Annotated in this window: 17 protein-coding genes and 2 pseudogenes; 14 read left to right on the top strand and 5 right to left on the bottom strand. The window is 72.1% G+C overall.

What is annotated here, in order from left to right; genetic code table 11:
• Positions 1–88 precede the first annotated feature (88 nt).
• Positions 89–349 (top strand): hypothetical protein, encoded by a 261-nt coding sequence (locus tag ACTJK8_RS24225; protein WP_012321004.1) that lies wholly within the window; start codon positions 89–91, stop codon positions 347–349.
• A 136-nt stretch (positions 350–485) separates the two neighbouring features.
• On the opposite strand, the gene ypfJ is transcribed toward ACTJK8_RS24225, so the two are convergent.
• Both ypfJ and ACTJK8_RS24235 read right to left on the bottom strand, forming a co-directional pair.
• Complete coding sequence (ypfJ, locus tag ACTJK8_RS24230; protein WP_024828987.1) at positions 486–1,397, bottom strand: KPN_02809 family neutral zinc metallopeptidase; 912 nt, start codon at positions 1,395–1,397, stop codon at positions 486–488.
• 155 nt (positions 1,398–1,552) lie between these two features.
• Positions 1,553–2,452: a uracil-DNA glycosylase gene (locus tag ACTJK8_RS24235; RefSeq protein WP_440762631.1), complete on the bottom strand. Its 900-nt coding sequence runs from the start codon at positions 2,450–2,452 to the stop codon at positions 1,553–1,555.
• 237 nt (positions 2,453–2,689) lie between these two features.
• Here ACTJK8_RS24235 and ACTJK8_RS24240 point away from each other — a divergent pair, with 237 nt between their 5' ends.
• From ACTJK8_RS24240 to ACTJK8_RS24255, 4 genes are all read left to right on the top strand, one after another.
• Positions 2,690–4,363: an electron transfer flavoprotein-ubiquinone oxidoreductase gene (locus ACTJK8_RS24240; protein ID WP_029360011.1), complete on the top strand. Its 1,674-nt coding sequence runs from the start codon at positions 2,690–2,692 to the stop codon at positions 4,361–4,363.
• A 328-nt stretch (positions 4,364–4,691) separates the two neighbouring features.
• Positions 4,692–6,560 (top strand): tetratricopeptide repeat protein, encoded by a 1,869-nt coding sequence (locus tag ACTJK8_RS24245; RefSeq protein ID WP_012321000.1) that lies wholly within the window; start codon positions 4,692–4,694, stop codon positions 6,558–6,560.
• A 168-nt stretch (positions 6,561–6,728) separates the two neighbouring features.
• Positions 6,729–7,679 carry an OmpA family protein gene (locus tag ACTJK8_RS24250; protein ID WP_440762632.1) on the top strand — a complete coding sequence of 317 codons (951 nt, stop codon included), beginning with the start codon at positions 6,729–6,731 and terminating at the stop codon, positions 7,677–7,679.
• Between the two features lie 260 nt (positions 7,680–7,939).
• Positions 7,940–9,613, top strand: coding sequence for a formate--tetrahydrofolate ligase (locus tag ACTJK8_RS24255; RefSeq protein WP_012320998.1), 1,674 nt, complete (start codon positions 7,940–7,942; stop codon positions 9,611–9,613).
• Positions 9,614–9,694: 81 nt separating this feature from the next.
• Here the strand turns inward: ACTJK8_RS24255 and ACTJK8_RS24260 are convergent, their stop codons facing one another.
• A complete protein-coding gene (locus tag ACTJK8_RS24260; RefSeq protein ID WP_440762633.1) occupies positions 9,695–11,062 on the bottom strand; it encodes an 8-oxoguanine deaminase in 1,368 nt (455 codons plus the stop codon).
• 216 nt (positions 11,063–11,278) lie between these two features.
• Here ACTJK8_RS24260 and ACTJK8_RS24265 point away from each other — a divergent pair, with 216 nt between their 5' ends.
• Both ACTJK8_RS24265 and ACTJK8_RS24270 read left to right on the top strand, forming a co-directional pair.
• Complete coding sequence (locus ACTJK8_RS24265; protein ID WP_043074459.1) at positions 11,279–11,797, top strand: MarR family winged helix-turn-helix transcriptional regulator; 519 nt, start codon at positions 11,279–11,281, stop codon at positions 11,795–11,797.
• Positions 11,794–12,501 (top strand): response regulator, encoded by a 708-nt coding sequence (locus ACTJK8_RS24270; protein ID WP_012320995.1) that lies wholly within the window; start codon positions 11,794–11,796, stop codon positions 12,499–12,501. Before ACTJK8_RS24265 ends, ACTJK8_RS24270 begins: the two co-directional genes overlap by 4 nt.
• A gap of 27 nt (positions 12,502–12,528) precedes the next feature.
• Here ACTJK8_RS24270 and ACTJK8_RS24275 read toward each other — a convergent pair whose 3' ends face one another.
• Positions 12,529–12,759 (bottom strand): hypothetical protein, encoded by a 231-nt coding sequence (locus tag ACTJK8_RS24275; RefSeq protein WP_012320994.1) that lies wholly within the window; start codon positions 12,757–12,759, stop codon positions 12,529–12,531.
• Between the two features lie 101 nt (positions 12,760–12,860).
• Positions 12,861–13,685: a 2-keto-4-pentenoate hydratase gene (locus ACTJK8_RS24280; RefSeq protein WP_440762634.1), complete on the bottom strand. Its 825-nt coding sequence runs from the start codon at positions 13,683–13,685 to the stop codon at positions 12,861–12,863.
• Between the two features lie 407 nt (positions 13,686–14,092).
• On the opposite strand from ACTJK8_RS24280, the pseudogene ACTJK8_RS24285 reads away from it, so the two are divergent.
• The 7 genes and pseudogenes from ACTJK8_RS24285 to ACTJK8_RS24315 form a co-directional block, all read left to right on the top strand.
• Positions 14,093–16,450, top strand: a pseudogene (locus tag ACTJK8_RS24285) (TonB-dependent siderophore receptor).
• A gap of 10 nt (positions 16,451–16,460) precedes the next feature.
• Positions 16,461–18,035, top strand: coding sequence for a PepSY-associated TM helix domain-containing protein (locus tag ACTJK8_RS24290; protein WP_440762635.1), 1,575 nt, complete (start codon positions 16,461–16,463; stop codon positions 18,033–18,035).
• 395 nt (positions 18,036–18,430) lie between these two features.
• A complete protein-coding gene (nikR, locus tag ACTJK8_RS24295; RefSeq protein WP_024828993.1) occupies positions 18,431–18,874 on the top strand; it encodes a nickel-responsive transcriptional regulator NikR in 444 nt (147 codons plus the stop codon).
• A 295-nt stretch (positions 18,875–19,169) separates the two neighbouring features.
• On the top strand, positions 19,170–21,215 hold the full coding sequence (locus ACTJK8_RS24300; protein WP_051252382.1) for a TonB-dependent receptor: 2,046 nt from the start codon (positions 19,170–19,172) through the stop codon (positions 21,213–21,215).
• Positions 21,216–21,671: 456 nt separating this feature from the next.
• Positions 21,672–22,628, top strand: coding sequence for an aliphatic sulfonate ABC transporter substrate-binding protein (locus tag ACTJK8_RS24305; protein WP_053621245.1), 957 nt, complete (start codon positions 21,672–21,674; stop codon positions 22,626–22,628).
• Positions 22,629–23,073: 445 nt separating this feature from the next.
• A pseudogene (locus ACTJK8_RS24310) lies at positions 23,074–23,504 on the top strand (nitrilotriacetate monooxygenase); the annotation flags it as partial.
• Between the two features lie 394 nt (positions 23,505–23,898).
• Positions 23,899–25,409 (top strand): methyl-accepting chemotaxis protein (locus ACTJK8_RS24315; RefSeq protein ID WP_440762636.1); only part of this gene is annotated, 1,511 nt, incomplete at its 3' end.

Here is a 25,409-nt window from a genome sequence, read left to right on the forward strand (position 1 = left end):
GATAACGCTTGCGTCCGGCGCAGGCCTGGGCGCATCCCGGGACCCAGGATCAGGCTCGGCCGTTGCCCTGGGCAACAAGAGGATCGCGATGCTGTTCGGTTGGTGGATGACGGGCCTGGACATGGCCATGCTGGGGCTGGAGGCGCAGGGCGTCATCGCGCAGCGCATGGCGATGTTCGCCCTCGGCGGCCCGGCGGCCCAGGCCGAGGCGCAGCTCATGGTGACCGAGAAGATGCTGGCCGCCGGCGAGGCGGCGCTCATGCTCGCCGCGGGCGCCTCGAACGGCAAGGTGATCCGCAGCTACCGGCGGAAGGTCCAGGCCAACGCCCGGCGGCTGAGCCGGGGCTGAGGCGCGTGCCCGCCGGGTTTGATCGCGAACGCGGCGCGGCGATCCAGCGGCGCCGCAGCGGACGACGGCGTGCTGCCCCGGGCCGCGTCGCTCCGCTCGCGACGACGGAGCCAGCTCGCGCAGCCGCGAGCCGGCCTCAGTTGTTGGCCGTCCGGAACGTGTCGCAGGACTTGGTCTGGCCGCTCTTGTAGCCGGCCATGAACCAGCGCTGGCGCTGGGCCGAGGAGCCGTGGGTGAAGGAATCCGGCACCACGTAGCCCCGCGAGCGCTGCTGGAGCGCGTCGTCGCCGATCTGCGCGGCGGCGTTCAGCGCCTCGTCGATGTCGCCCTTGTCGAGCTCGGCGTACTTGTCGTTGGAGTTCTTGGCCCAGACGCCGGCGAGGCAGTCGGCCATCAGCTCGATCCGCACCGAGAGGGCGTTCGCCTCGGTCTTGCTGGAGGCCTGCTGCTGGCGGGCCTGGACCTTGCCGAGGATGCCGAGCACGTCCTGGACGTGGTGGCCGACCTCGTGGGCGATCACGTACGCGTAGGCGAAGTCGCCCTTCACGCCGAACTTCGAGGCCATCTCCTTGAAGAAGCCGGTGTCCAGATAGACCTTCTTGTCGAGCGGGCAGTAGAACGGGCCCATGGCGGCCTGGGCCGAGCCGCAGCCGGAGCGGGTGCCGCCGGTGTAGAGCACCAGCGTCGTCGGGGTGTACTGCTTGCCGGTCTGCTGCGGCAGGATCTGGCTCCACACGTCCTCGGTGTTGCCGAGGATCTTCGAGGCGAACCGGCCGCTCTCGTCGGTGGGCGCCTGGCGCCGCTTGGCCTGGGTCTGCGGGTCGACCTGCTCCTGCTGGCTGCGGCCGCCGCCGCCGATCTGCTGGGCCCCGCCGATCAGGATCGCCGGGTTAATGCCCGTGAAGTAGCTGATGATCAGCAGCACCACGATGGTGCCGATGCCGAGCCCGCCGGCGCCGCCGCCGGGAAAGCCCATGCCGCCCCCGCCGCCGCCTTCACCGCGCCGATCCTCGACGTTGTCCGAGCTGCGTAGATCTTCCCAGCGCATGGTTGGGTCCCGCCATCGATGCTGCGCCGGCCGCCCCGGGCAGCCCACGATTTGCTGTGCGTCGTCGTGTCCGGCCGCCGGGGCACCGGCAGCGGGAACGAAGCTCTAATGGCGGGAGGGGAGAGCCGGTTCCGTCACCCCGGTCAAGCTCGCGGTCACGCTTTCCCGTCGAGGAGGGCGCGCAGGGACCGGAAATCCCGCCACGCCAGCCGCTTCTGGACCGGCTGGCGCAGCAGGAAGGCGGGGTGGAGGGTGGCGAGCAGCTTCACCTCGCGGTTCGGCAGCTTGTACGGGAACAGCCGGCCGCGGGTCCGCAGGATGCCGTCCTTGGTGCCGGTCAGCGTCTGGGTCGCGGGCGCGCCGAGGCAGACGATGATGTCCGGGTCGACGAGCTCGATCTGGCGCTCCACGAAGGGCCGGCAGACCGCCACCTCCTGGGGGGTCGGGTTGCGGTTGCCCGGCGGCCGCCAGGGCACGATGTTGCCGATATAGGCGCTCGTCCGGTCGAGCCCGACCGCCTTCATCATCTTGTCGAGGAGCTGGCCCGAGCGGCCCATGAACGGCTTGCCGATCCGGTCCTCGTCGGCGCCGGGCGCCTCGCCGAGAAACATCACCCGCGCCGCGGGATTGCCGTCGGCGAAGACGAGGTTCTTCGCCGTGAAGCGCAGCGGGCAGGCGTCGAAATCCGCGAGAATCCGCTCGAGCTCGTCGAGGGACTTGGCCTGCCGCGCCCGGGCGCGGGCGTCGCTCGCGGCCTCGTCGGGCTGGGCGCTGGCGGCGCGGCCGAAGGTGCGCGGCGCCGCGGCCGGCGGGGCCGGCGGGGCCGAGCCCGGGGGCGGCACGAGCGTGTTGGCGACGGGGCTGACGGGCGGCTCGGCGGCCCGGGGCGCTGCACGGCGCGGCGCGCGTAGGGTCGGGGCCGGCGTGTCGGCCTCGTTGAAGCGGTCGTGCGGGTGCTCGTCGAGCGCCGCGTCGGCACCGGCCTCCACGTGGAAGTCGAGATAGGCGATCAGGTCGGCTTGCGCGTCGGTGGAGCTCGGCATGGGACTCAGCATGTGGGATCGCCGGGGCCTGTGGACAACTCGCCGAATCGCGCCGGGTGGCAAGGACTTGCGTGACCGAACAGCGCGGCGCGGCACAGCGCTGTGACGCCGTTCCCCGCGGCAAAGGGAACTTTGCCTCGAGCTTGAGCGTCGGCAACTTGCCTTTCTAGCTTGGAATCGCTTGAGACGGCATCAGGAAGGCCGGCCCGGCGACGAACCGGGCGCCGGAACAAGAAAAGGAACCCGAGGATGGCGCTGCCCGAACGCGAGAGCATGGATTTCGACGTGGTCGTGGTGGGCGCCGGCCCGGCCGGCCTCGCCACCGCGATCCGCCTGAAGCAGCGCGCCGCCGAGATCGGCGAGGAGATCTCGGTCGTCGTCGTCGAGAAGGGCTCGGAGGTCGGCGCCCACATCCTGTCGGGGGCGGTGATCGACCCGATCGGCCTGGATCGCCTGCTGCCCGAGTGGCGCACCGACCCGGAGCGTCCGCTGAAGACCGAGGTCCAGCGCGACGAGTTCATGATGCTCACCAAGAACAGCGGCATCACCCTGCCGAACGTGTTCTTCCCCAAGCTGATGTCGAACCACGGCAACTTCGTCGGCTCGCTGTCCAACACCTGCAAGTATCTCGGCGTGCAGGCCGAGGCGCTCGGCGTCGAGATCTATCCGGGCTTCCCGGCCTCCGAGGTGCTGTTCGACGCGAACGGCGCCGTGGCGGGCATCGCCACGGGCGATCTCGGCATCGGCAAATCCGGCGAGCCGCGCGACGACTACACCCGCGGCATGGAGCTGCGCGGCAAGTACACGGTGTTCGGCGAGGGCGCCCGGGGCAACCTGACCAAGGGGCTGATCCGGCGCTTCGAGCTCAACCGGCACAGCGACCACTTCAAGTACGGGCTCGGCGTGAAGGAGCTCTGGCAGCTCGCCCCCGGCAAGTTCGAGCCCGGCCTCGTGCAGCACACGATGGGCTGGCCGCTGCCCAACAGGGCCGGCGGCGGCTCATGGCTCTATCACTTCGACGACCACCTGCTCTCGGTCGGCTTCGTCACGCACCTGAACTACGAGAACCCGACCCTGTCGCCGTTCGAGGAGTTCCAGCGCTTCAAGACCCACCCGATGATCGCCGAGACCTTCGAGGGCGCCAAGCGCATCGGCTACGGCGCGCGGGCCATCATGGAGGGCGGCTGGCAGTCCGTGCCGAAGCTGGTCTTCCCGGGCGGGTGCCTCGTCGGCTGCTCGGCGGGCTTCGTGAACGTGCCGCGGATCAAGGGCTCGCACAACGCGATCCTGTCCGGCATGCAGGCGGCCGACGCCATCGCGGACGCCCTGAAGGCGGGCCGCGCCGGCGACGAGCTCACCGCCTACGAGGCCGGCTGGCGCGACAGCCCGATCGGGCAGGACCTGAAGGCGGTGCGCAACGTCAAGCCGCTCTGGTCCAAGTACGGCACGCTGGTCGGCGTGGGGCTCGGCGGGATCGACATGTGGGCGACCAGCATCCTCGGCGCCTCGCCGTTCGGCACGCTCTCGCACGGCAAGCCGGATCACGCCTGCCTCAAGCCGCTCTCGGAGGTGACGCCGATCGTCTACCCGAAGCCGGACGGCAAGCTGACCTTCGACCGGCTCTCCTCGGTCTACCTGTCGAACACCAACCACGAGGAGGACCAGCCGCCCCACCTGAAGGTCCGCGACCTGGAGCTGCAGAAGCGCTCCGAGCACGACGTCTACGGCGGGCCCTCGGGCCGCTACTGCCCGGCCGGCGTCTACGAGTGGGTGGAGGATGCCTCCGCCAGCGACGGGGTGCGCTACCAGATCAACGCGCAGAACTGCGTCCACTGCAAGACCTGCGACATCAAGGATCCGAACCAGAACATCGACTGGGTGACGCCGGAGGGCCCGGGCGGGCCGAACTACCCGAACATGTGAGGCGGAGCTTCGCCGGAGCTTCGCCGGAGCTTCGTCGGAGCGCCTCGGGCGCTCGGTCGTCCTCGCGCGCGGAGCGATCCGGCGGCGCCCCGCTTGCCGCGGTCGCGCATCTCTGGGTCGCTTCGCTTCGCCCGCGATGACGGAGGCGTGACCCGGGGCGGGGACGGGTCACCGAGCCCCGGCGCTTCCCGATCGGGAGGCGCGCCATCCTTTCGCCTTGCGGGGCTGGCGGGATGGGTTCAGTGTCCCCAACGTTTTTTCGGGGATGCCCCGCCATTCTCGCGCCCGGCCCTCTCGTGAGCCGGCGCCCAGGAGCCGCGATCGGTTCATGATGATGACACGCGCCCGCCGGAGCGTTTCGGCGCTCGCCCTGCTGCTCGCCGCCGGGCTTCCGCAGACCGTGCTCGCGGCGCAGCCGAAGGAATCGACCCCGGTGCTCGACTACGAGCCCGCGGACTCGCTCGAGGGCAACTTCCTCTCCGCCTACATCGCGGGCGCGTCGCGGGACACGGCGGCGGCGGCGACCTTCTACCGCGAGGCGGTGAAGGCCGACCCGCGCAACGCGGAACTCGTCGAGCGCGCCTTCATCTCGCTGCTGGCCGACGGTGCCCTGCCGGACGCGTTCCGCACCGCCGAGAAGCTGATCGCCCGCGATCCGACCAACGGCCTCGCCAACCTCTCCCTCGGGGTGCGCCAGATCAAGGCCGGCCAGTGGGCCGCCGCCCGCCAGAACTTCTCCCGGAGCGGCCGGGGTGCTGCGACCGACCTGACCGCGACGCTGCTGACCGCGTGGTCCTACGCGGGCGCGGGCGACGGCAAGAAGGCGCTGGAGACGGTCAACAAGCTCCGGGGCGAGCGCTACTACAACACCTTCCGCGACTACCACGCCGGCCTGATCGCCTCGGTGACCGGCGACAACGCCGAGGCCGAGCGCCGGCTCAAGGCCGCCTACGACGCCGACCACAACACCCTGCGCATCGTCGACGCCTACGCCCGGATGGAGGCCAGCCTCGGCCGCACCGACCTGGCGATCCAGGCCTATTCCGACTTCGACCAGCTCTCGCCGCGCCACCCGCTCGTGCGCGACGCCCTCGAGAAGCTGAAGGAGGGCAAGCCGCTCACCCGGCTGATCGGTACCGCCCAGGAGGGCGCCGCCGAGGTGCTGTACGGGCTCGGCTCGGCCGGCTCGACCCAGGGCGACGAGCTGCCCGCGGTGATCTACCTGCGGCTGGCGCTCTACCTCGCCCCCGACCACGCCCTCGCGCGGCTGACGCTCGCCGACACGCTGGACCGGATGAAGCAGCCCGAGCGCGCCAACGAGGCCTACGCGCAGATCCCGGCCAACTCCCCGCTCAAGCTCAACGCCGACATCCAGATCGGCCTGAACCTGGAGCAGATGGGCAAGGGCGACGAGGCGCTCGCCCATCTCGACGCGGCGATGAAAGCCCACCCGGACGACATCGACGTCATCACGGCGCTCGGCAACGTCCAGCGCGCCCGCAAGAAGTACGAGGAGGCGGCGGCCACCTACACCCGCGCCATCGACCTGATCGGCGACCGGCCGCAATCCAACTACTGGACGACCTACTATTTCCGCGGCACCGCCTACGAGCGCGCCAAGCAGTGGCCGAAGGCCGAGGCCGACCTGAAGAAGGCCCTGTCGCTGGTGCCCGCCAACCAGCCCGCCGCCAAGGCGCAGGTGATGAACTACCTCGGCTATTCCTGGGTCGACCAGAACATCAACATCGACGAGGCGTTCAAGCTGCTGCAGCAGGCCGCCGACGCGAGCCCCCGGGACGGCATGATCGTCGACAGCCTCGGCTGGGCCTATTACCGCCTCGGCCGCTGGGACGACGCGGTGCGCGAGCTGGAGAAGGCGGTCGAGCTGAAGCCCGGCGATCCGACCATCAACGACCACCTCGGCGACGCCTACTGGCGCTCGGGCCGGCGCCTCGAGGGCAAGTTCCAGTGGCAGCACGCCAAGGACCTGAACCCCGAGCCGGACGACCTCGCGCAGATCAACGCGAAGCTGAAGGACGGGCTGCCCGACATCGAGAAGCCGACCGCCACCGCCGAGACGGTGCCGGCCCCGGTCGCCGCCCCGCACAACGCCGAGAACCCGGAGCTGCCGAAGGGCGCGCCCCAGCCGCACGAGGCGCCGGGCTCGGCCGACAAGGCCAAGAAGTCGGGGGGCTAGGGCTCCCGCCCGATCCCGCCTCGGGGCGGTGCGGCTGCCGCGCCGTCCCGACGATCGTCCGCCGGCCCGTCGCGGCTTCGGGCGCCCGGGGCCGTAGGTCGTGAGACCTAATTGCCTCCCGATTGGCCCCCGCTATCGTCGCGCCTCCGCAACGTGCCGGAGTGCGACGTGAGAGCGCTGAAGCCTGTCCGGATCCTGCTGACCCTCGCCTGCGCGGCGTCCGGGATCGGGGCCGCACCCGCGCGCGCGCAGGACGCGCCGGCGGCCTTCGCGATCGATGCGGTGCCCGTCTCGGACGCGCCGCTCGGCCGCTTCCCCTACTTCGCGCTGCCCGACGGCTACCAGCCGCTGAACCCGCCCGAGACGCGCGCGTTCGGGCATTTCCCGTTCTGGACCGGGACGGCGCTGCACGACGTCGAGGGCCGGGTCTTCCTGTCCCTGATCGGCCCCAGGGAGGGCAAGACCTACGCCTCCTACGAGCTGAGGAAGAACATCGAGGCCGTGCTGACCCAGGCCGGCGGCCGGAAGATCGCCGACGGCCGGATCCCCGGCTCCGTGACCGAGACGCTGCCGGAGGACATCCGGGTCGGGATGTACGAGGGCCTGGGCAACGTCTACGGCGCGCCGGTGCAGACCTGGGTGATCCGCCGCCCGGACCGGCAGATCTGGGTGCATTTCGTGCCCGACAGCAACGGCGCGGCCTGGACGATCCTCGAGACGAAGCCGTTCGTCCAGACCGCCGCCCTCCTGCCCGCCGAGCGGCTGAAGCAGGATCTCGACAAGACCGGGAAGGCGGTGATCCAGGTCAACTTCGCCACCGACAGGACCGAGATCCTGCCGGCCTCCGCCCCGCAGATCGACGCGGTGGCGGCCCTGCTGCGGACGGATCCCGGCCTGCGGCTCGCCATCAACGGCTACACGGACGGGACCGGGGCCGCCGCGCACAACCAAGCCCTGTCCGACGGCCGCGCCAAGGCGGTCGTGGCGAGGCTCGTCGGCGCCGGCATCGCGAAGGACCGGCTGAGGGCCGAGGGCTTCGGGGCCGCCAGCCCGGTCGCCTCCAAAGACAGCGCGGCGGGGCGGGCGCAGAACCGGCGCGTCGAGCTGGTCAAGTTCTGACGGGCGCGGATGGCGGGCGCCGCTCGACGCCGGTCTCGGACGGCCGATCCGGGCCCGCTCCGGCGCCTGAGCAGGGGACAGCGCGATCGACAAGAGTATTTTGTCCGCCAGCTCATAAAAATCGACGCGCATTTTCGCGGGCTTTGACGCACAGTGCGTGGCCGTTCGCGGGCGGCCATGCCGCAGCCCGCACGGCAGGAGATTCGCACGGCAAGAGCCGGCGGGCGGGCAGCGTGCCCGCGACCCAGGGAGGAAGGCCCATGCCGTCAGACATCGAGATTGCCCGCGCCGCGACCCTGAAGCCGATCGCGCAGGTCGCCGAGAAGCTCGGCATCCCGGATGACGCGCTCCACAATTACGGCAAGCACATCGCCAAGATCGACCACGGCTACATCGCCGGGCTGGAGAGCCGGAAGCCCGGCAAGCTCGTGCTGGTGACGGCGATCTCCCCGACCCCGGCCGGCGAGGGCAAGACCACCACCACGGTGGGCCTCGGCGACGCGCTGAACCGCATCGGCGAGAAGACCATGATCTGCCTGCGCGAGCCCTCGCTCGGGCCGTGCTTCGGCATGAAAGGGGGCGCTGCCGGCGGCGGCAAGGCGCAGGTCGTGCCGATGGAGCAGATCAACCTGCACTTCACCGGCGACTTCCACGCCATCACGTCGGCCCACAGCCTCGCGGCCGCGCTGATCGACAACCACGTCTACTGGGCGAACGAGCTCAACATCGACGTCCGCCGCATCCACTGGCGCCGGGTCGTCGACATGAACGACCGCGCGCTGCGCGCGATCACCCAGTCGCTGGGCGGCGTCGCCAACGGCTTCCCCCGCGAGGACGGGTTCGACATCACGGTGGCCTCCGAGGTGATGGCGGTGTTCTGCCTCGCCAAGGACCTCGCCGACCTGGAGGAGCGCCTCGGCCGGATCGTCATCGCCGAGACCCGCGACCGCAAGCTCGTCACCCTCAAGGACGTGAAGGCGACCGGCGCCATGACGGTGCTGCTCAAGGACGCCCTGCAGCCGAACCTCGTGCAGACGCTCGAGGGCAACCCGGCGCTGATCCACGGCGGCCCCTTCGCCAACATCGCCCACGGATGCAACTCGGTGATCGCCACGCGGGCCGGCCTGCGGCTCGCCGACTACACCGTGACGGAGGCCGGCTTCGGCGCCGATCTCGGCGCCGAGAAGTTCCTGGACATCAAGTGCCGGCAGGCGGGGCTGACCCCGTCGGCCGTGGTGGTGGTGGCGACGATCCGCGCCCTCAAGATGCACGGCGGCGTCGACAAGAAGAACCTCGGGGCCGAGAACATCGACGCCCTGGAGAAGGGCTTCGCCAACCTCGCCCGGCACGTCACCAACCTGCGCGGCTTCGGCCTGCCGGTGGTGGTCGGCGTCAACCACTTCCACGCCGACACTGAGGCCGAGCACGCCAAGCTCAAGGAACTGTGCCGCGAGCGGCTCGACGTCGAGGCGATCACCTGCCGCCACTGGGCCGAGGGCGGCGCCGGGGCCGAGGAGCTCGCCCGCGCGGTGGTGAAGCTCAGCCAGGCCGAGCCGGCGCCGATCCGCCACGCCTACGAGACCGAGAGCCGCCTCACCGACAAGATCCGGGCGATCGCCACCAAGCTGTACGGCGCCGCCGACATCCAGATCGAGACGAAGGCCGCCGGCAAGCTCGCCACCTTCGAGAAGGACGGCTACGGCCACCTGCCGATCTGCATGGCCAAGACCCAGTACTCGTTCTCCACCGACCCGACCCTGATGGGCGCCCCCGAGGGCCACATCGTCGGCGTGCGCGACGTCCGCCTCTCGGCCGGTGCCGGCTTCGTGGTGGCGATCTGCGGGGAGATCATGACCATGCCGGGCCTGCCCCGGGTGCCGGCCGCCGACACGATCCGGCTGGACGCCAACGGCCAGATCGACGGGCTGTTCTGAGGATCGCGCGCGGGGCCCGCCCACGGGCGGGCCCCGCCGTTCGTCTTCGCGAGCGGAGCGGGCCGGATCGGGGGCCGCGCGCTACGCGGTCCCGAACAGCTCCACCGCCAGCCGGGAATGGGCCTCGCGGAGCGCGCCGAGATCGACCCCGAGCGGCTGCCCGTCGATCACCCGCCACTGACCCGCAACCATCACCCGGTCGGCCCGGGTGGCGCCGCACAGGACCAGGGCCGCCAGCGGGTCGTGGGCGCCGGAGAAGCGCAGCTCGTCCAGGGTGAACAGCGCGAGGTCGGCCTCGCGACCCGGCGCGATCCGGCCGATGTCGGAGCGGCCGAGGCAGGCGGCCGAGCCCTCGGTCGCCCAGCGCAGGGCGTCCAGGTGCGTCACGGCCTCCGCCCCGTAGCTGAGCCGGTTGATCAGCAGGGCGTGGCGCACGCCCTCCATCAGGTTCGAGCTGTCGTTCGAGGCCGAGCCGTCGACGCCGAGGCCCACGGGCGCGCCCGCCGCCTCCAGCTCGCAGGTGCGGCATCTGCCCGAGGCCAGGGTCATGTTCGAGGTCGGGCAGTGGCAGACGCCCACGCCGGCCCTGCCGAGCCGCGCGACCTCGGCATCGTCGAAGTGGATGCCGTGGGCGAGCCAGACCCGGTCGCTCAGCCAGCCGACCTCTTCGAGGTACTCCACCGGGCGGCAGCCGAACATCTGCTGGCAGTAGGCGTCCTCAGCCTGCGTCTCGCCGAGATGGGTGTGCAGCCGGCACCCGTGCCGGGCCGCGAGCGCCGCGCTCTCGCGCATCAGGCGCCCGGTCACCGCGAAGGGCGAGCAGGGGGCGAGCGCGACCTGCACCATCGCGCCGGGGCCGGGGTCGTGGAACAGGTTCAGCACCCGCTCGCAATCGGCGAGGATCGCGTCGTCGTCCTGGGTGAGGCTCTCGGGCGGCAGACCGCCCTCGCGGTCGGACAGGCTCATGGAGCCGCGGGTGATCGCGGCCCGGACCCCGAGGCTCCGCGCCTCCGCGACCTGGATGTCCATCGACGCTTCCAGGCCCTTCGGGAACAGGTAGTGGTGGTCGCCCGCCGTGGTGCAACCCGAGAGCAGCAGTTCGGTGAAGGCGACCCGGGTGGCGAGCCGGAACGCCTCGGGGGTGATCCGCCCCCAGACGGTGTAGAGCGCCTTCAGCCAGGGGAAGAGCGGCTTGTTGATCGCCAGCGGATGGGCGCGGGTCAGCGTCTGGAAGGCGTGGTGGTGGGTGTTGATGAGCCCCGGGATGACCACGTGGCGCGACGCGTCGAAGACCGCGTCGACGGGCGCGGCGGGCCGCGCGCCCGCCGGCACGCACTCGACGATCCGGGTGCCCGCCACGACGATCCCGCCGCCGGCGCCCTCGGCCAGGACGGCGCGCGGATCGCGGATCCAGAGGCGGTCCGGTCCCGGTTCAGCTGCCTCGGCCATGCGCGTCCGCTCCCGTCGCCCGAGGGGCCTGCGTAGCGGAGGTGCCGGACCGGCGGCAATCCCGCGGGATCGCGCTTGGGGATCCGCGTCGGTCGGCGCCCCGGCCGCCCCGGCCAGGGTTGACGGGCCCGGGCCGCCTTGAGAAACGTCATGGGGACTGACCTATCACCCGTTGGGAGCGGCCGCGCCGTGACACGGACAGCCCCGCGCGAGGAGATGTTCGCGCCGAAACCCGTCCCGGGCGCCGCCCTCGGCAGCGACGACCTGATCGAGCTCCTGTTCTTCGCCTACCGGGACTTCGTCGGCGATCCGGACCGGATCCTGGCCGCCTACGGCTTCGGCCGCGCCCACCACCGGGTGCTGCACTTCGTCGACCGCTACCCGGGCCTCACGATCGCCGAGCTCCTCGACATCCTGCGCATCACCAAGCAGAGCCTGAACCGGGTGCTCAAGGACCTGATCGGGCAGGGCTACGTCGCGCAGAAGCCCGGTTCCAGCGACCGCCGCCAGCGCCTCCTCTACTGCACCGAGGCCGGGGCCGGGCTCGCGGCCGACCTCACCCGGGTCCAGGCCCGCCGCCTCGCCCGGGCGCTCGCGGCGCCGGATGCCCGGGGCTCCCCGGAGGACTTCCTGATGGCGATGATCGAGCCGGAGGACCGGCCGGCGGTCCAGCGCCTGATGGCGCGGCGCGGGGGCGGGGCCGAGGGGCGCCTCGGCGCGGAGGAGCCCGCGTGAGCCACGCTGCCCGGTCCGACCTGCCCGACGAGGCACCCCACGTCCTCGTGGTCGACGACGACCGCCGCCTGCGCGAGCTGCTCGCCCGCTACCTCACCGACCAGGGCTTCCGGGTCACCGCGGCGGCGAGCGCCGCGGAGGCGCGGGCCCGGGCCCAGAGCGTCGTGTTCGACGCCATGGTGCTCGACGTGATGATGCCCGGCGAGAACGGCTTCGACTACGCGCGCAGCGTGCGCGAGACCTCCCGGGTGCCGATCCTGATGCTCACGGCGCGCTCCAACCCGAACGACCGGGTGATGGGGCTGGAGATCGGCGCGGACGATTACCTGCCGAAGCCGTTCGAGCCGCGGGAGCTGACGCTGCGGCTCAACAACATCATCAAGCGCAGCGCGCGGCCCCGCCCGGCCTCCGCCGAGGCGGTCACCTTCGGGCCATTCGCGTTCCGGATCGACCGGGGCGAGCTGCGCCGGGACGACGAGCTGATCCGCATCACCGAGCGCGAGCGCGAGATCCTGACGATCCTGGCGGCGGCGGGCGGCGCCAATGTCGAGCGCGAGCAGCTCGCCGGGCCAGGGGGCGCCGCGGCGGAGCGGACCGTCGACGTGCAGATCAACCGCCTGCGCCGCAAGACCGAGGTCGACCCCGCCAACCCGGTCTTCCTGCAGACCGTGCGGGGCGTCGGCTACCGGCTCGCGGTCGACTGAGCCGCGCGCGGGCCGGCGCCGGGCGGCTCAGACCACCCGCGGCGCGTCGGGCTTCAGCTTGAGGGCCTTGGCGATCCGGGTGGACAGGCTGCCTACGATGGCGAGGCTGGCCGACGGGGCGGCGAGGGCGCGGACGGCCTCCAGCGCCTCCTCGGCGCTGGGCTTCATCACCGCGTAGACCGTGGCGCCGGGCGCCGCGCCCTCCGCGGTGACGGAGACGAGGAAGGTCGTGTGGCGTCGCCGCAGGCGTCCAGGCATGGTCCAGCATTTGGCATGTCGGCTAACCATCACCAATGCCCGAGTCCCGGAGCCGGCCGGGAAACTGCACGAACCCGGCACGATAACGCGTGCCGGGCCTTTCAGCTCAGGGCAAGGTCGATGCCGGGAAGCGGCAGCCCGTCGAGGCGCGTGCGCCAGCGCTGACCGGAGGCGACGGGCAGCGCGTCCGTCAGCGTGCCCGTCGTGACGACGGTCCCGGCCGCGAGCGGTGGGGCCACAGGATCGTTAGCCAGCGCATCGACGAGGTGGGCCAGGGCCGCGAGCGGCCCCGTCCCGAGCACGCAGCGGCCGCCGCCCCGGTCCGCGACGGCCTCGTCCCGGAGCAGGTCGACGGTGAAGCCCGCGAGGTCGCCGATCCAGGCCGATCGCGCGTCCGGGGAGATCCGCACCCGCTCGCCCACCACCAGCAGCCCGTGCAGGCCGAAGGCCGCGACCGTGTCGGGCGCCGCGAAGCGCCAGCCGGGGTAGAGCGACTGCACGATCTCGAAGCCGCTCGCCGCCCAGTCGAGGCAGGCGATCAGCGCCTCGGCACTCATGCCGGGCTCGGGCGCGCGCGCCAGCCCGAACACGATCTCAGGCTCGATCCGCGGCTCGACGAAGGCGGCGAGCGGGACCGGCCCGGTCAGCGCGGCCCGGTCGCGCAGGGTCGTGTCGTAGACGTGCCCCCAGATCGGCGCCCGGACGCCGTAGCGCTCCCACAGGGTCGTGTTGGTGAAGCCGATCTTGTAGCCGACGGGCCGCTCGCCGCGCTCCCCGCGCAGGACCCGGACCGCCTCGGCGACCCGGTAGGCCGCCGGCAGGTCGAGGGTCGGATCCCAGTCGGTCAGCGGCGCGATCGGGCGGCGATGCTCGTGCGCGGCCAGGATCGTGCGGGCATGGGCCGCGGCGGAGATCGGCTCGGTCATCGGCGAACGGCGTGAGGGCCGACGGGGTGACATCCGCGCCGGGCCGCCTCGATCGCGGCGCCGCCGATCTTACGCAGGGCCGTCACCGCCGTGAACGCGCGATTTGTCCCCGCCTCGCCGGCCGCCGGTGCCCTCAAACCTGCGGCGGCCGCGGACGGCGCTGCCGAGGCGGCGCGCGTTGCCCGATCATCCTGGACGTTCCGGACCGACACGGCCGCGGCGTGTCGGAGGACCGGGTCGCGGTCGGCCGATGTCCGGAATGCCGGCCCGGCCGCATATTCTCATTAGATAAATACCAAACTACGTTTCTGGAACATGTGTCTTCGGGGGCACATTCCGTTCACGGATCCGTGATAGCTGGAACTCGGCGCCTATTCGCCCAGTATTTGTAGTTTAGAGTCGGTGTAATGTCGAGATCTGTTGGCGGGCTGACCGCGTCGCGCGCGTACGATCATGCGGAGAGGCTGCTCCGGATCGGGTTTGTATCGTCGACATCTCTGCTCGCCCTCGGAACGGCCGCGATCGCCCAGCCCGCGCCCGTCCCGCCCGCGCCCGCCACGGACATCGAACTGTCCGAACTGAGCGTGATGGGCGAGGCGCGCGGGCGCAGCCTGAACAGCGATCTGTACGGGCGCGGCGGGGCGACCGGGCCGGTGCCCGGCTACGTCGCCAGCCGCAGCACGGTCGGCACGAAGACCGACACGCCGATCCTGGAGACGGCGCAGTCGGTGTCGGTCATCGGGCGCCAGCAGATCGAGGACTAGAACGCCCTGACCATCAACCAGGCGCTGCGCTTCACGCCGAGCGTCACCACCGAGCAGCGGGGCGGCGCCGGCTCGACGCGCCTGGAGCAGTTCTACATCCGCGGCTTCACCGCGCCGATCTTCCTCGACAACATGGCGCTGCCCACGAACCGCGACGCCTTCCCCAGCGTCGATCCCTACCGCCTGGAGCGGGTCGACATCATCAAGGGGCCGGCCTCGGTCCTCTACGGGCAGTCGGGTCCGGGCGGCCTCGTCAACCTCGTCTCGAAGGTCCCGCAATTCGTCCGCCACGGCGAGATCTTCGTCCAGGGCGGCGGCTTCAGCGAGGTCCGCGGCGGCTTCGACGTCGGCGGGCCGATCCAATCCGACATCCCCGGCCTCGCCGACCAGTTCGCCTACCGGGTCATCGGCCTCGGCTGGAACGGCGACGGGCCGGCCGTGACCACCAAGGTCGAGCGCGCCTTCATCAATCCGAGCCTCACGTGGCGGCCCTCCGCCGACACCTCGCTCACCATCATCGCCAACTACCAGCGCGACCCGTTCTCGGGCTTCTACGGCGGCTTCCCGGCCGTCGGCACGGTGTTCCCGCGCAGCTTCGGCAACGGCGTCTTCGGCCGGCTGCCGGTGAACTTCTACGACGGCGACCGCAACATCGAGCGCTCCGACCGCACCCAGGCCTCCATCGAGTACCTGTTCGACCACCGGATCACCGAGAACCTGCGCTTCCACTCGGCCGGCCGCTACCTGCGCACGAACGGCGACTACCGGAGCGTGTTCACGACCTTCGGCGACGTCAACGGCCCGTACACGAGCGGCCCGACCATCGGCCGCTCGGTCGGCGGCACCCAGGTCGACATCGAAGCCTACACGATGGACAACAACTTCATCGCCGATTTCGACACCGGCCCGATCGCCCACACGGCGCTGCTCGGCGTCGACCACCGGACCTTCAGCACGCGGTCGGTCACCGGCCCGTTCCCGGCGACGACGGGCCTGAACGCCCTCGCCCCCGACCACGACCTGCCGATCCGGTTCCCCGCCTTCACGTCGACCTCGCGGATCGACGCGCAGCAGACCGGCGTGTACTTCCAGGATCAGGCGAAGTTCGACCGCTTCATCCTGACGCTCGGCGGCCGCTACGACACCGCCCGGCAGACCGGCCCGACCCGCACCTTCGCGCCGAACGGGCTCACCATCCAGGACGTGCCGGCCGAGGCCTTCACCGGCCGCGCCAGCCTGCTCTACCTGTTCGACAGCGGTGTCGCCCCGTACGTCTCCTACAGCGAGGCGTTCGAGCCGATCGTCAACGGGCGGATCTTCGACACGGCCTTCGGCTCGGCCGGGCGCATCCCGGTCCCGATCGCCAGCAACCAGTACGAGGCCGGCATCAAGTACCAGCCCCCCGGCACCGACATCCTGCTGACCACCGCGTTCTTCGACATCCGCCGCTCGAACGCGACCACCACGGACCCGGTCAATCCCGGCTTCGTCGTGCAGACCGGCGAGGTCGGCGTGCAGGGCGTCGAGTTCGAGGCGCGGGCCACCCTCGCCGAGGGCCTCAGCCTGATCGGCGGCTTCTCGCTCCTCGACATCCGCAACGTCCGCGACACCGGCTTCACCACGAACGACCTGACCCGCCGGCAGGTGCCGCTCCAGGGCCTGCGGCCGGTGCAGGTGCCGGACACGACGGCCTCGCTGTTCGTCGACTACCGCTTCACCGGCGGCCCGCTGCTCGGCCTCGGCCTCGGCGGCGGCGTGCGCTACCTCGGCCCATCCTGGGGCGATCCGGCCAACACCTTCCAGGTGCCCGAGAGCGTGCTGGTCGACGCCGTCGCCTCCTACGACATGAAGCATCTCGACCCGCGGCTGACGGGGCTCACGGCGCAGATCAACGTGCAGAACCTGCTCGACGAGCGCTACGTGACCGGCTGCTTCACCTACTCGGGCTGCTATTACGGCCTGCCGCGCACGGTCTACGCGACCCTGCGCTACCGCTGGTGAGGCGGTCGCCGTGCGCAAGACCTTCCGGCAGTCGATGGCGTGGCTCCACGCCTGGTCGGGCCTCGTCGTCGGCTGGGTGCTGTTCGCCGTCTTCGTGACGGGCACGGCGAGCTACTACCGGCCGGAGATCTCGCAGTGGATGCGGCCCGAGCTCCGCACCGACCGGACCTTCGGGCCGGCGGACCTCGCGGCGGCGGCCGAGCGCGGCGTCGCCTACGCTCAGACCCATGCGGGCGGCGCGCGGACGTGGTTCCTCGCGCTGCCGCGGCCGGACAGGCCGGTGCTGGAGCTGTTCTGGCGGACGGGGCCGGGCCGCCCGCCCGGCCACGTCCTCCTGGATCCCGACAGCGGCGCGCCGGCGGCGGTGCGGGCGACGCGCGGCGGCGACTTCCTCTACCGCTTCCACTTCGAGCTGAACCTGCCGCCGCTCTGGGGCCGCTGGATCGTCGGCGCCTGCGCGATGATAATGCTGGTGGCGCTGATCTCGGGCCTCGTCACGCACCGGCGCATCTTCGCCGACTTCTTCACCTTCCGCCGGGACAAGTCCGCCCAGCGGGGCTGGCTCGACGCGCACAACGTCACGGGCGTCCTCGCCCTGCCGTTCCACCTGATGATCACCTATACCGGGCTCGCCACCCTCATGCTGATGTACGTGCCCTGGGGCCTGAACACGGCCTATCGCGGCGACAGCCAGCGCTACTTCGCCGAATCCGGCCAGATCACCGCGCCGCGCCCGCCCGCCGGTCAGCCCGGCACGCTGGCGCCGGTCGGGCCGCTGGTGGTCCGCGCGCTGGCGATGCGGCCGGAGCCCCTGGAGCGGATCACCATCGTCAACCCGAAGGACGCCAACGCCACGGTGGTGGCGGTGTTCGAGGAGCCGCACGGCCTCTCCCACGAGCATCCGCAGATCGCCTTCGACGGCGTGACGGGCGCGGTCCTGGAGGTGCGCGCGGGCGGCCTGCGGCCGGCGACCAAGACGTTCACCGCGATGGTCGGCCTGCACGAGGCGCACTTCGCCGGCCCGGCCCTGCGGGTGCTGTTCTTCCTGTGCGGCGTGGCCGGCAGCGCCATGGTGGCGACCGGGCTGCTGCTCTGGGCCGTGGCGCGCCTGCCCAAGGGGGACGCGCCCGGGGGCTTCGGCCTGCGGCTCGTCCAGGGCCTGAACGTCGCCACGATCGCCGGCCTGCCCGCGGCCGTCGCCGCCTATTTCCTGGCCAACCGGCTCCTGCCGGCCGCGCTGCCCGCGCGGGCGGAGTGGGAGGTCGGGGCCTTCTTCGCCGTCTGGCTGCTCGTCGCCGCGGCGGCGCTCCTGCGCCCGGCCGGGCGGGTCTGGCCGGAGACGCTGACGGCGGCGGCCGCGTTGTACGGCGCCGTCGCGGCCGCCGATGTCGGGCGCCTCGTCGCGCGCCGGCTCGGCGGCGACGCGCCGGTCGAGCCGGTCTTCCTCGCCTTCGACGGCGCGATGCTGGCCCTCGCCGCCCTCTTCCTGCTCGCGGTCCGCACGATCGCGCGGCGCGGCGGAGCGTCCCGCCGACCCACGAAGGCCGCCGGGCTCTCGATCGCGGCGCATGCGCGGCGGGACTAGGCCCGGCCCGGCATGACGGAACTGGGCGACCGGGAGCCGATATGATAAAATTGAACCGGTATCCTGAACCGGGTTCGGCGAATTAATTCAAAATACTTTGCCAAGCCTGACATATATCGGGTGCGCCTCGACTGTATCTGTGCAGAATGGCGCGGCCGGCATGTTGGCCGGTCGCGCCTGCGTCGTCGATTTTCACGCCCTTGATCCTTCGGCACAGGCGTTCCAGCGCGGTCCATCCCAAGCGCACGCTGGACATGACCCCGAGACCCAGAACTCGAGCCTCGAGGCGCGGCCCTCGAGGCTCTTTTTCTGCCGCGCCGGCCGATGGGTCCCCGGCGGCTGTTCACGGACCCCGCGTCCCCGTACCAGAAGGCGACGGGAGCGGCGGGACGGGCATGCAGCGCATCACCATCACCATCGACGACGCCCTGCTGGCGGCGGTCGACGATCTCTGCGCGCGGCGCGGCTACGGCAGCCGCTCGGAGGCGGTGCGCGACATCGTCCGCGACGCCCTGGCGCCGGCCCGCGCCGCGGAGACCGGCGGATCGGCGGCCTGCTACGGGGCCCTGAGCTACGTCTACAGCCACGGCACCCGCGACCTGGCCCGCCGGCTGACCGGCGAGGGGCATGAGCACGGCGTCTCGATCGCCAGCCTGCACGTGCACCTGACCCACGACGCGTGCCTCGAGGTGGCGGTGCTGCGCGGGCCGCCGGCCCGGATGCAGAGCTACGCCGACGCCGTCGTCACGCAGCGCGGCGTCCGCTACGGCCACCTGCACCTCATCCCCGAGGGCGACGACGCGCCGACCCGTCCGGGCCACGGCGACGGCCCGGAGTGAGGGCCGCGCCCGGACGGCGTCCCGAGGGCGGTTCGACTGCGCCCCGCGGGCAACACGACCGCGCCGATCCGCCGGTGTGAATTTTTCGTATGTTTATCATACGCGCGGCGTGCGAGGGTCCGAGGATCGCCACGCCTCCTCCGATCCGCCGGTGTCCCGCCCGATCTCCCGCCACCCTCCTGCCGCTCCCGGCCGCCGCGCCGTGACGCGGCTGCTCGCCGCGGGCGGTCTCGCCGTCGCGACCGGCGGGCGCGGCTGGGCGGCGCCGGATACCGGTGCCCCGGCAGCCTCCGCCGTGACCCTGTCCGAGATCTCGGTGGTCTCGGCTGCGCCCCCGGTCGTCCCCGCGGCCGGCACGCCCGGCGCCAGCGCCGGCTACGTCGGCGGCGTCACCGGGATCGGCGGCTCCCTGCTGACCGTCGACGCGGCCAGCGCCGACCTCATCGGCGGCGCGGCCCTCAACGCCCGCCCGGTGACGCGCCCCGGCGAGGTGCTGGAGGCGGTGCCGGGCCTGATCGTCACCCAGCACAGCGGGGAGGGGAAGGCCAACCAGTACTTCCTGCGCGGCTTCAACCTCGACCACGGGACCGACATCGCCATCAGCGTCGACGGCATGCCGGTCAACATGCGCACCCACGCCCACGGCCAGGGCTACGCCGACCTCAACTTCCTCATCCCCGAACTCGTCGGCGCGGTGGAGTATCACAAGGGACCGTACTTCGTGCGCGACGGCGACTTCGCCTCCGCGGGCTCGGTGCGCATCGACTATCTCGACACCGTTCAGAAGAACCTCGCACTGACCACGATCGGCAGCTTCGGCTACAAGCGGGGCCTGTCGATCGCCTCGGTGCCGGTGGGCGAGGGCAACCTGCTCGTGGCCGGCGAGGCGCAGGTCTACGACGGGCCGTGGGCCGTCCCGGACGCGCTGCGCAAGCTCAACGGCGTCGCCCGCTACAGCCAGGGCACGGCGCTGGACGGGTTCGCGGTCACCGGCATGGCCTACGCGTCCCGCTGGACGGCCACCAACCAGATCCCGGAGCGGGCCGTCGGCGCGGGGCTGATCGGCCGCTACGGCACCCTCAACCCCACGGATGGCGGCGACACCGGCCGGTTCTCGCTCTCGGGGCGGTTCAGCGCCACGGACGACACCGGGATCACGCGGGCCTCGGCCTACGTGACCCGCTACCAGATGAACCTGTTCAACGACTTCACCTACTTCCTCAACGATCCCGTCGGCGGCGACCAGTTCCACCAGCTCGACCAGCGCGTCCTCGGCGGCGGCGAGGTGCTGCACATCTTCCAGGGCGACCTGTTCGGCCGGCCGCTGGAGGTCGAGGTCGGCGCCCAGACCCGGACGGACTCGATCCGCGTCGGCCTGTTCAACACCGCCTTCCGCCGGTACCGGTCGACCGTGCTCGACGACCGCGTGCTGGAATCGAGCGGCGCCCTCTACCTGGACACGCGGGTGCGCTGGACCCCGTGGCTGCGCACGAGCGTCGGCCTGCGGGCGGACGGCTACTACGCCGATGTCCGCTCCGACACGCCGGCGAATTCCGGCCGGGCCACCGACGGCATCGTCAACCCGAAGCTCGGCCTCGTGCTCGGGCCCTGGTCCGACACCGAGATCTACGTGAATTACGGCGGCGGCTTCCACTCGAACGACGCGCGCGGAGTCACCGCCACGGTCGATCCCGCGAGCCCCCTGTTCAACATCACCCGGTCGCCCTTCCTGGTGCCCTCCACGGGCTACGAGCTGGGCCTGCGCAACCGCTCGATCGCCGGGCTGGAGACGAGCCTCGCCCTGTTCCGGCTCGACTTCGCCTCGGAGAACATCTTCCAGGGCGACACCGGCACCACGGAGCCGAGCCGCCCGACCCGGCGCTTCGGCGTCGAGTGGACGAACCGGTACGCGCTGACGCCGTGGCTCGCCCTGGACGGGGATCTGACGATCACCAACGCCCGGTTCTCCCGCTACGACCCGGCGGGCAACCGGGTCCCGGAAGCCCCCACGACCATCGCGTCGGCGGGGGTGACCTTCGGTGAGCCCCTCGGCTGGTTCGGGTCGCTCCGCTTCCGCTACTTCGGGCCGCGCCCGTTGATCGAGGACAACTCGATCCGCTCGCGGTCGACCGCCCTCGTCAACGGCCGGATCGGCTACGCCTTCGGCAATGGCGTGAGCGTCTCGCTGGACGTGCTGAACCTGACCAACAGCAGGTCCGACCAGATCACCTACGCGTACGCGTCCCGCCTGCCGGGTGAGCCCGCCGAGGGGCTGATCGACCGCGTCTTCCATCCCGTCGAGCCCACGGCCGTGCGCCTGACGATCGCCGGACGGTTCTGACCGCCGGCGCCGGCGCGATTCGCCGCGTCCCGCGCGTCGATCCGGCCGCCGCGCCGCACTCTCCGCGACGGAGGTGCCGGTTCCGCACGGGCATCGCTTCGGTCTTCCGGCATCCCTGGTCCCAGTAAGACCTTCCCGCCGGCACGGGAACTACGGAAGCTCCTTCTGCCGGCCGCGCGCTATCCTGAGATCGTCTCGGGAAAGTCCCGGATGTCCTGCCGCGCCGGATCGTGCCGCATGCCCCCCATCGATGCCTATCCCGACGACGAGAGGCGCGCTGGATCGCGCCGACGCGGTCCGGATCGGGCCGGAGGCGGATCCCGCGCGGAGCGCGGCGCTCCGGCCCCGGGTGGAGGCGGTCCGCCCGATCCCCGACCTCCTGCGTCGTCCGCGGGCCGTGACCGGCCGGTTCGGGCCGGTCGAAGCGCCCGCTCACCCCGCGACGGAGGTCCCACCGTGACGACAACACGACGCCGCGCCGCGGCCCTGATCCTCGCCCTCGGGGCGGGCCTCGCCACCGGCGCGGCCGCGCAGGACGCGGCGCCGAAGGAGTTCCGGATCGGCTACCAGAAGGTCGGCGTGGTCGTGGTGGCGCGCCGGCAGGGCGTCATCGAGACGCGTCTGGCGCCGCAGGGCGTCGCTGTCCGCTGGGTCGAGTTCCAGGCCGGGCCGCCGCTGCTGGAGGCCCTCAACGCGGGCAGCATCGATTTCGGCTTCGCCGGGGACACGCCGCCGATCTTCGCGCAGGCGGCCGGCAACGATCTCGTCTATGTCGGCGCCTCGGTGCTGTCCGGCGACGGCGAGGCCGTCGTGGTGAAGGCGAGCTCGGCGATCCGCACCGTCGCCGACCTCAAGGGCCGGACCGTCGCGGTGGCGCGGGGCACCAGTTCGCACAACCTGCTCGTGACGGCCCTGGAGAAGGCGGGCCTCGCCTTCTCCGATGTCAGGCCCGCCTACCTGCTGCCCTCCGACGCCGGCGCCGCCTTCGCGAACGGCAGCGTCGACGCCTGGGTGATCTGGGATCCCTACCTCGCCCTGGCGCAGGCGCACGACGACACGCGGGTCCTCACCACCTCGCGGCAGACCCACGCCGTCTCGGACTTCTTCCTGGCGCGCCGGAGCTTCGCCGACCGTTACCCGGGGATCGTCACGGCGACGGTGGCGGCGCTGGCGGACGCGGCCGCCTGGGCGGAGGCCCACCGGGATCAGGTCGCGCAGGTGCTGTCGAGCGTGACCGGCGTCCCGTACCCGATCGAGACGGTCGTCGCCGCGCGCTCCGAGTTCGGCGTCGGCCCGGTCACGGACGCGCTCGCGGCCAAGCAGCAATCGACCGCCGACCGGTTCCACCGGCTCGGGCTGCTCCCGCGGCCGATCCAGGTCCGGGACGCGCTCTGGACGCCGCCGCGGACCTGACGGACCCGCGGCGATCCGGGGCGCGGAGGGTTCCCCCGCGGGTCGATCCGGCTTCCCGTGCGTACCGGCGCTCCGGATGGAGAACCGCGCCGCGCTGAGCGCGGCGCGGCCGTCATGGCGCGCACCCCCGTCGAGGTCCCGCCTCGGCGCGGGCGGACGCGCCCCCACCGGATCAAGGGCCGCGAGAAGCTCACGGTCGGCATCATCCTGTCGGGGGCGCCGTTCGGGGGCACCGCCTCCGCGGCGGCCCTGACTTCCGGCCGCCTGTGGCCCGCCGGGCCGGTGCGGGCCTATGTCGAGCCCGCGCAGCACGCCGATGCCGGTCCAGCGCATGGTCGCGTTCTTCGCGCTGAACATGCTCCCGTCCCGGGCGCTGGGCGGCGCGGCGCACGCCCCGTTCAGCCCCGTCGTCTCGGTGGTGGCGGTGATGCCGGACTTCCTGCCGGTGATCGGCCACGCGCCGGCATCCTACGACCTCGACGGGCCCCTGCCCGACCTGCCGGTCTCGGACCAGGGCCGCAGCCGCGCCGAGCGCCGCACCGCCCTGGCGTGCCGGGAGGACCTGACCATCCGCCGGACCGCCCTGCGAGTGGCGGCGGGTCGCGGCCACCACATGATCGTCGGCATCGCCGCGGACGTGGCCGACCGCGTACAGGCCAGGTTCGAGACGGGGGCGCGGCCGACGGCATCACCGTCATGCCGCCCGTCTTCCCCGACGGCCTCAGCGACTTCGTGCGCGCAGTCGTGCGGCTGCCGCAGGCGCGGGGCCTGTTCCGGCCGGGGCTGTTGCGCATCGGCGACACCGTGCCCGTCGCTGCGCGCGCCCCGGGAACCCGGTCGGCCTCAGGGCGTTCGCCGGCCCATGAATGCCGCTGAGCCCGCCCGAAACCTGTCCTGGGGAGACGTCTTCCTCGCGCTCTGCGTCGGCGCCTCCTGCGCGCTCGCCCTCCTCGCGCTGCTCTAGCGCGCGGCGCCCCCCGCGCGGGACGGGGGAGAGCGGGGATGGTCGCAAGAGTAATCCGGTTGTCGGGTAGGGCGACTCAGAGAAAGAGCTAATCAACTTTAGTTGACCGCAGACAAATCCGTTCAAAGACCGCTTGGATATAAATATTAAGACTTTCCGAGCGAAGTGTAGGCTGCTTGGTGGGCTGCCTGTGAGGGCGGGAAGCCGGTCCAGGCTCACCCCTTCGTGCCCGTGCGGCCGCCCGACCGTCTGCGCTCCGGCAGGCGCCGTCGCGGACGTGCGGGATGCCTCGTCCAGGACCGGATCATGCGCCTTCACCTGACAGTCAAAGCGTCGCTCCTCGCCGCCTTCGGCCTCCTCGCGCTCCTGTGCGCCGGCCAGGCCGTTCTCACGACCCTCACGCTCTCCGGCATCCGGGCCAACGTCACGGGCGTCGCCACGAACTGGCTCCCCTCCGTCGTGGCGATCACCAACATCCGCGCCGCGGCCTCGGATGTGCGCATCAAGCAGTTGCGCACGCTGACCCTGTCCGGCAGTCCCGAGACGCGGGCCGACAACGCGCGGCAGACCGACCAGGCCGTCGCGGCGCTCGCCGCCGCCCGGAAGGCCTACGAGCCGCTGATCTCGTCGGACGCGGAGCGGGCCCTCTACGACGCCTTCGGCGCCACCTGGGAGCGCTACCAGACCGTCGGCCGCGAGGCGGCGCGCCTGGCGGAGGCGGGCCAGGGTGCCGACGGCATCCGGCTCATGGCCGACCCGGCCAACATCGATCTCTACAACGAGGCCCGCGACACGCTGGCCAAGGACGTCGCCCTGAACGAGCGCGGCGCGCACGCGGACGCCGAGAGCGCCATGGCGGCGACGGATTTCGCGACCCTGACGGCCTATCTCTCCGCCGCGCTGAGCGTGCTGGCGGCCTGCGGCGCCACCGCGTTCGTGCTGCTGCGCGTGTCCCGCCCGATCCAGGCGATGACGGGCGCGATGACCGTCCTGGCCGCGGGCGACACGGGGGGCGAGGTGCCCCACCGCGCGCGCCGCGACGAGGTCGGCGCGATGGCGGCGGCCGTTCAGGTGTTCAAGGACAACCTGATCCGCACCCGCCGTCTGGAGGACGAGACCGCGCAGGCGCGCCTGGCCGCCGAGGAGCAGCGCAAGGCCGGCATGCGGCAGATGGCCGACGACTTCGAGGCCGCGGTCGGCGGGATCATCGGCACGGTGTCGTCCTCCGCGACCGAGCTGCAGGCGACCGCGCAGGCGATGACCGCCACCGCCACCGAGACCGCCAGCCAGTCGACGACCGTGGCGGCGGCGGCCGAGGAAGCCGCCTCCAACGTCAGCACGGTCGCGGCGGCGGCCGAGGAGCTCGGCTCGTCGGTGCAGGAGATCGGCCGGCAGGTGCAGGGCTCGGCCAGCCTCGCGCACCTCGCGGTGAGCGAGGCCGATCAGACCGGTCTCCGCGTGCAGGAACTCAGCGCCGCCGTCACCCGCATCGGCGACGTGGTCGGGCTGATCTCGAACATCGCCGGCCAGACCAACCTGCTGGCGCTCAACGCCACCATCGAGGCGGCCCGGGCCGGGGCCGCCGGCAAGGGCTTCGCGGTGGTGGCCTCCGAGGTCAAGGCGCTGGCCGAGCAGACCGCCAGGGCGACGCACGAGATCTCCGGCCAGATCGCGCAGATCCAGGCCTCGACCGGGCAGGCGGTCACGTCGATCGCCGGCATCACCGGCCGGATCCGCGAGATCAGCGGCGTGGCGACCTCGATCGCCGCCGCGGTCGAGCAGCAGGGTGCGGCGACCCAGGAGATCGTCCGCAACGT

Origin of the sequence: Methylobacterium sp. 22177, assembly GCF_052045615.1 — a bacterium.
Lineage (GTDB): Bacteria > Pseudomonadota > Alphaproteobacteria > Rhizobiales > Beijerinckiaceae > Methylobacterium > Methylobacterium radiotolerans.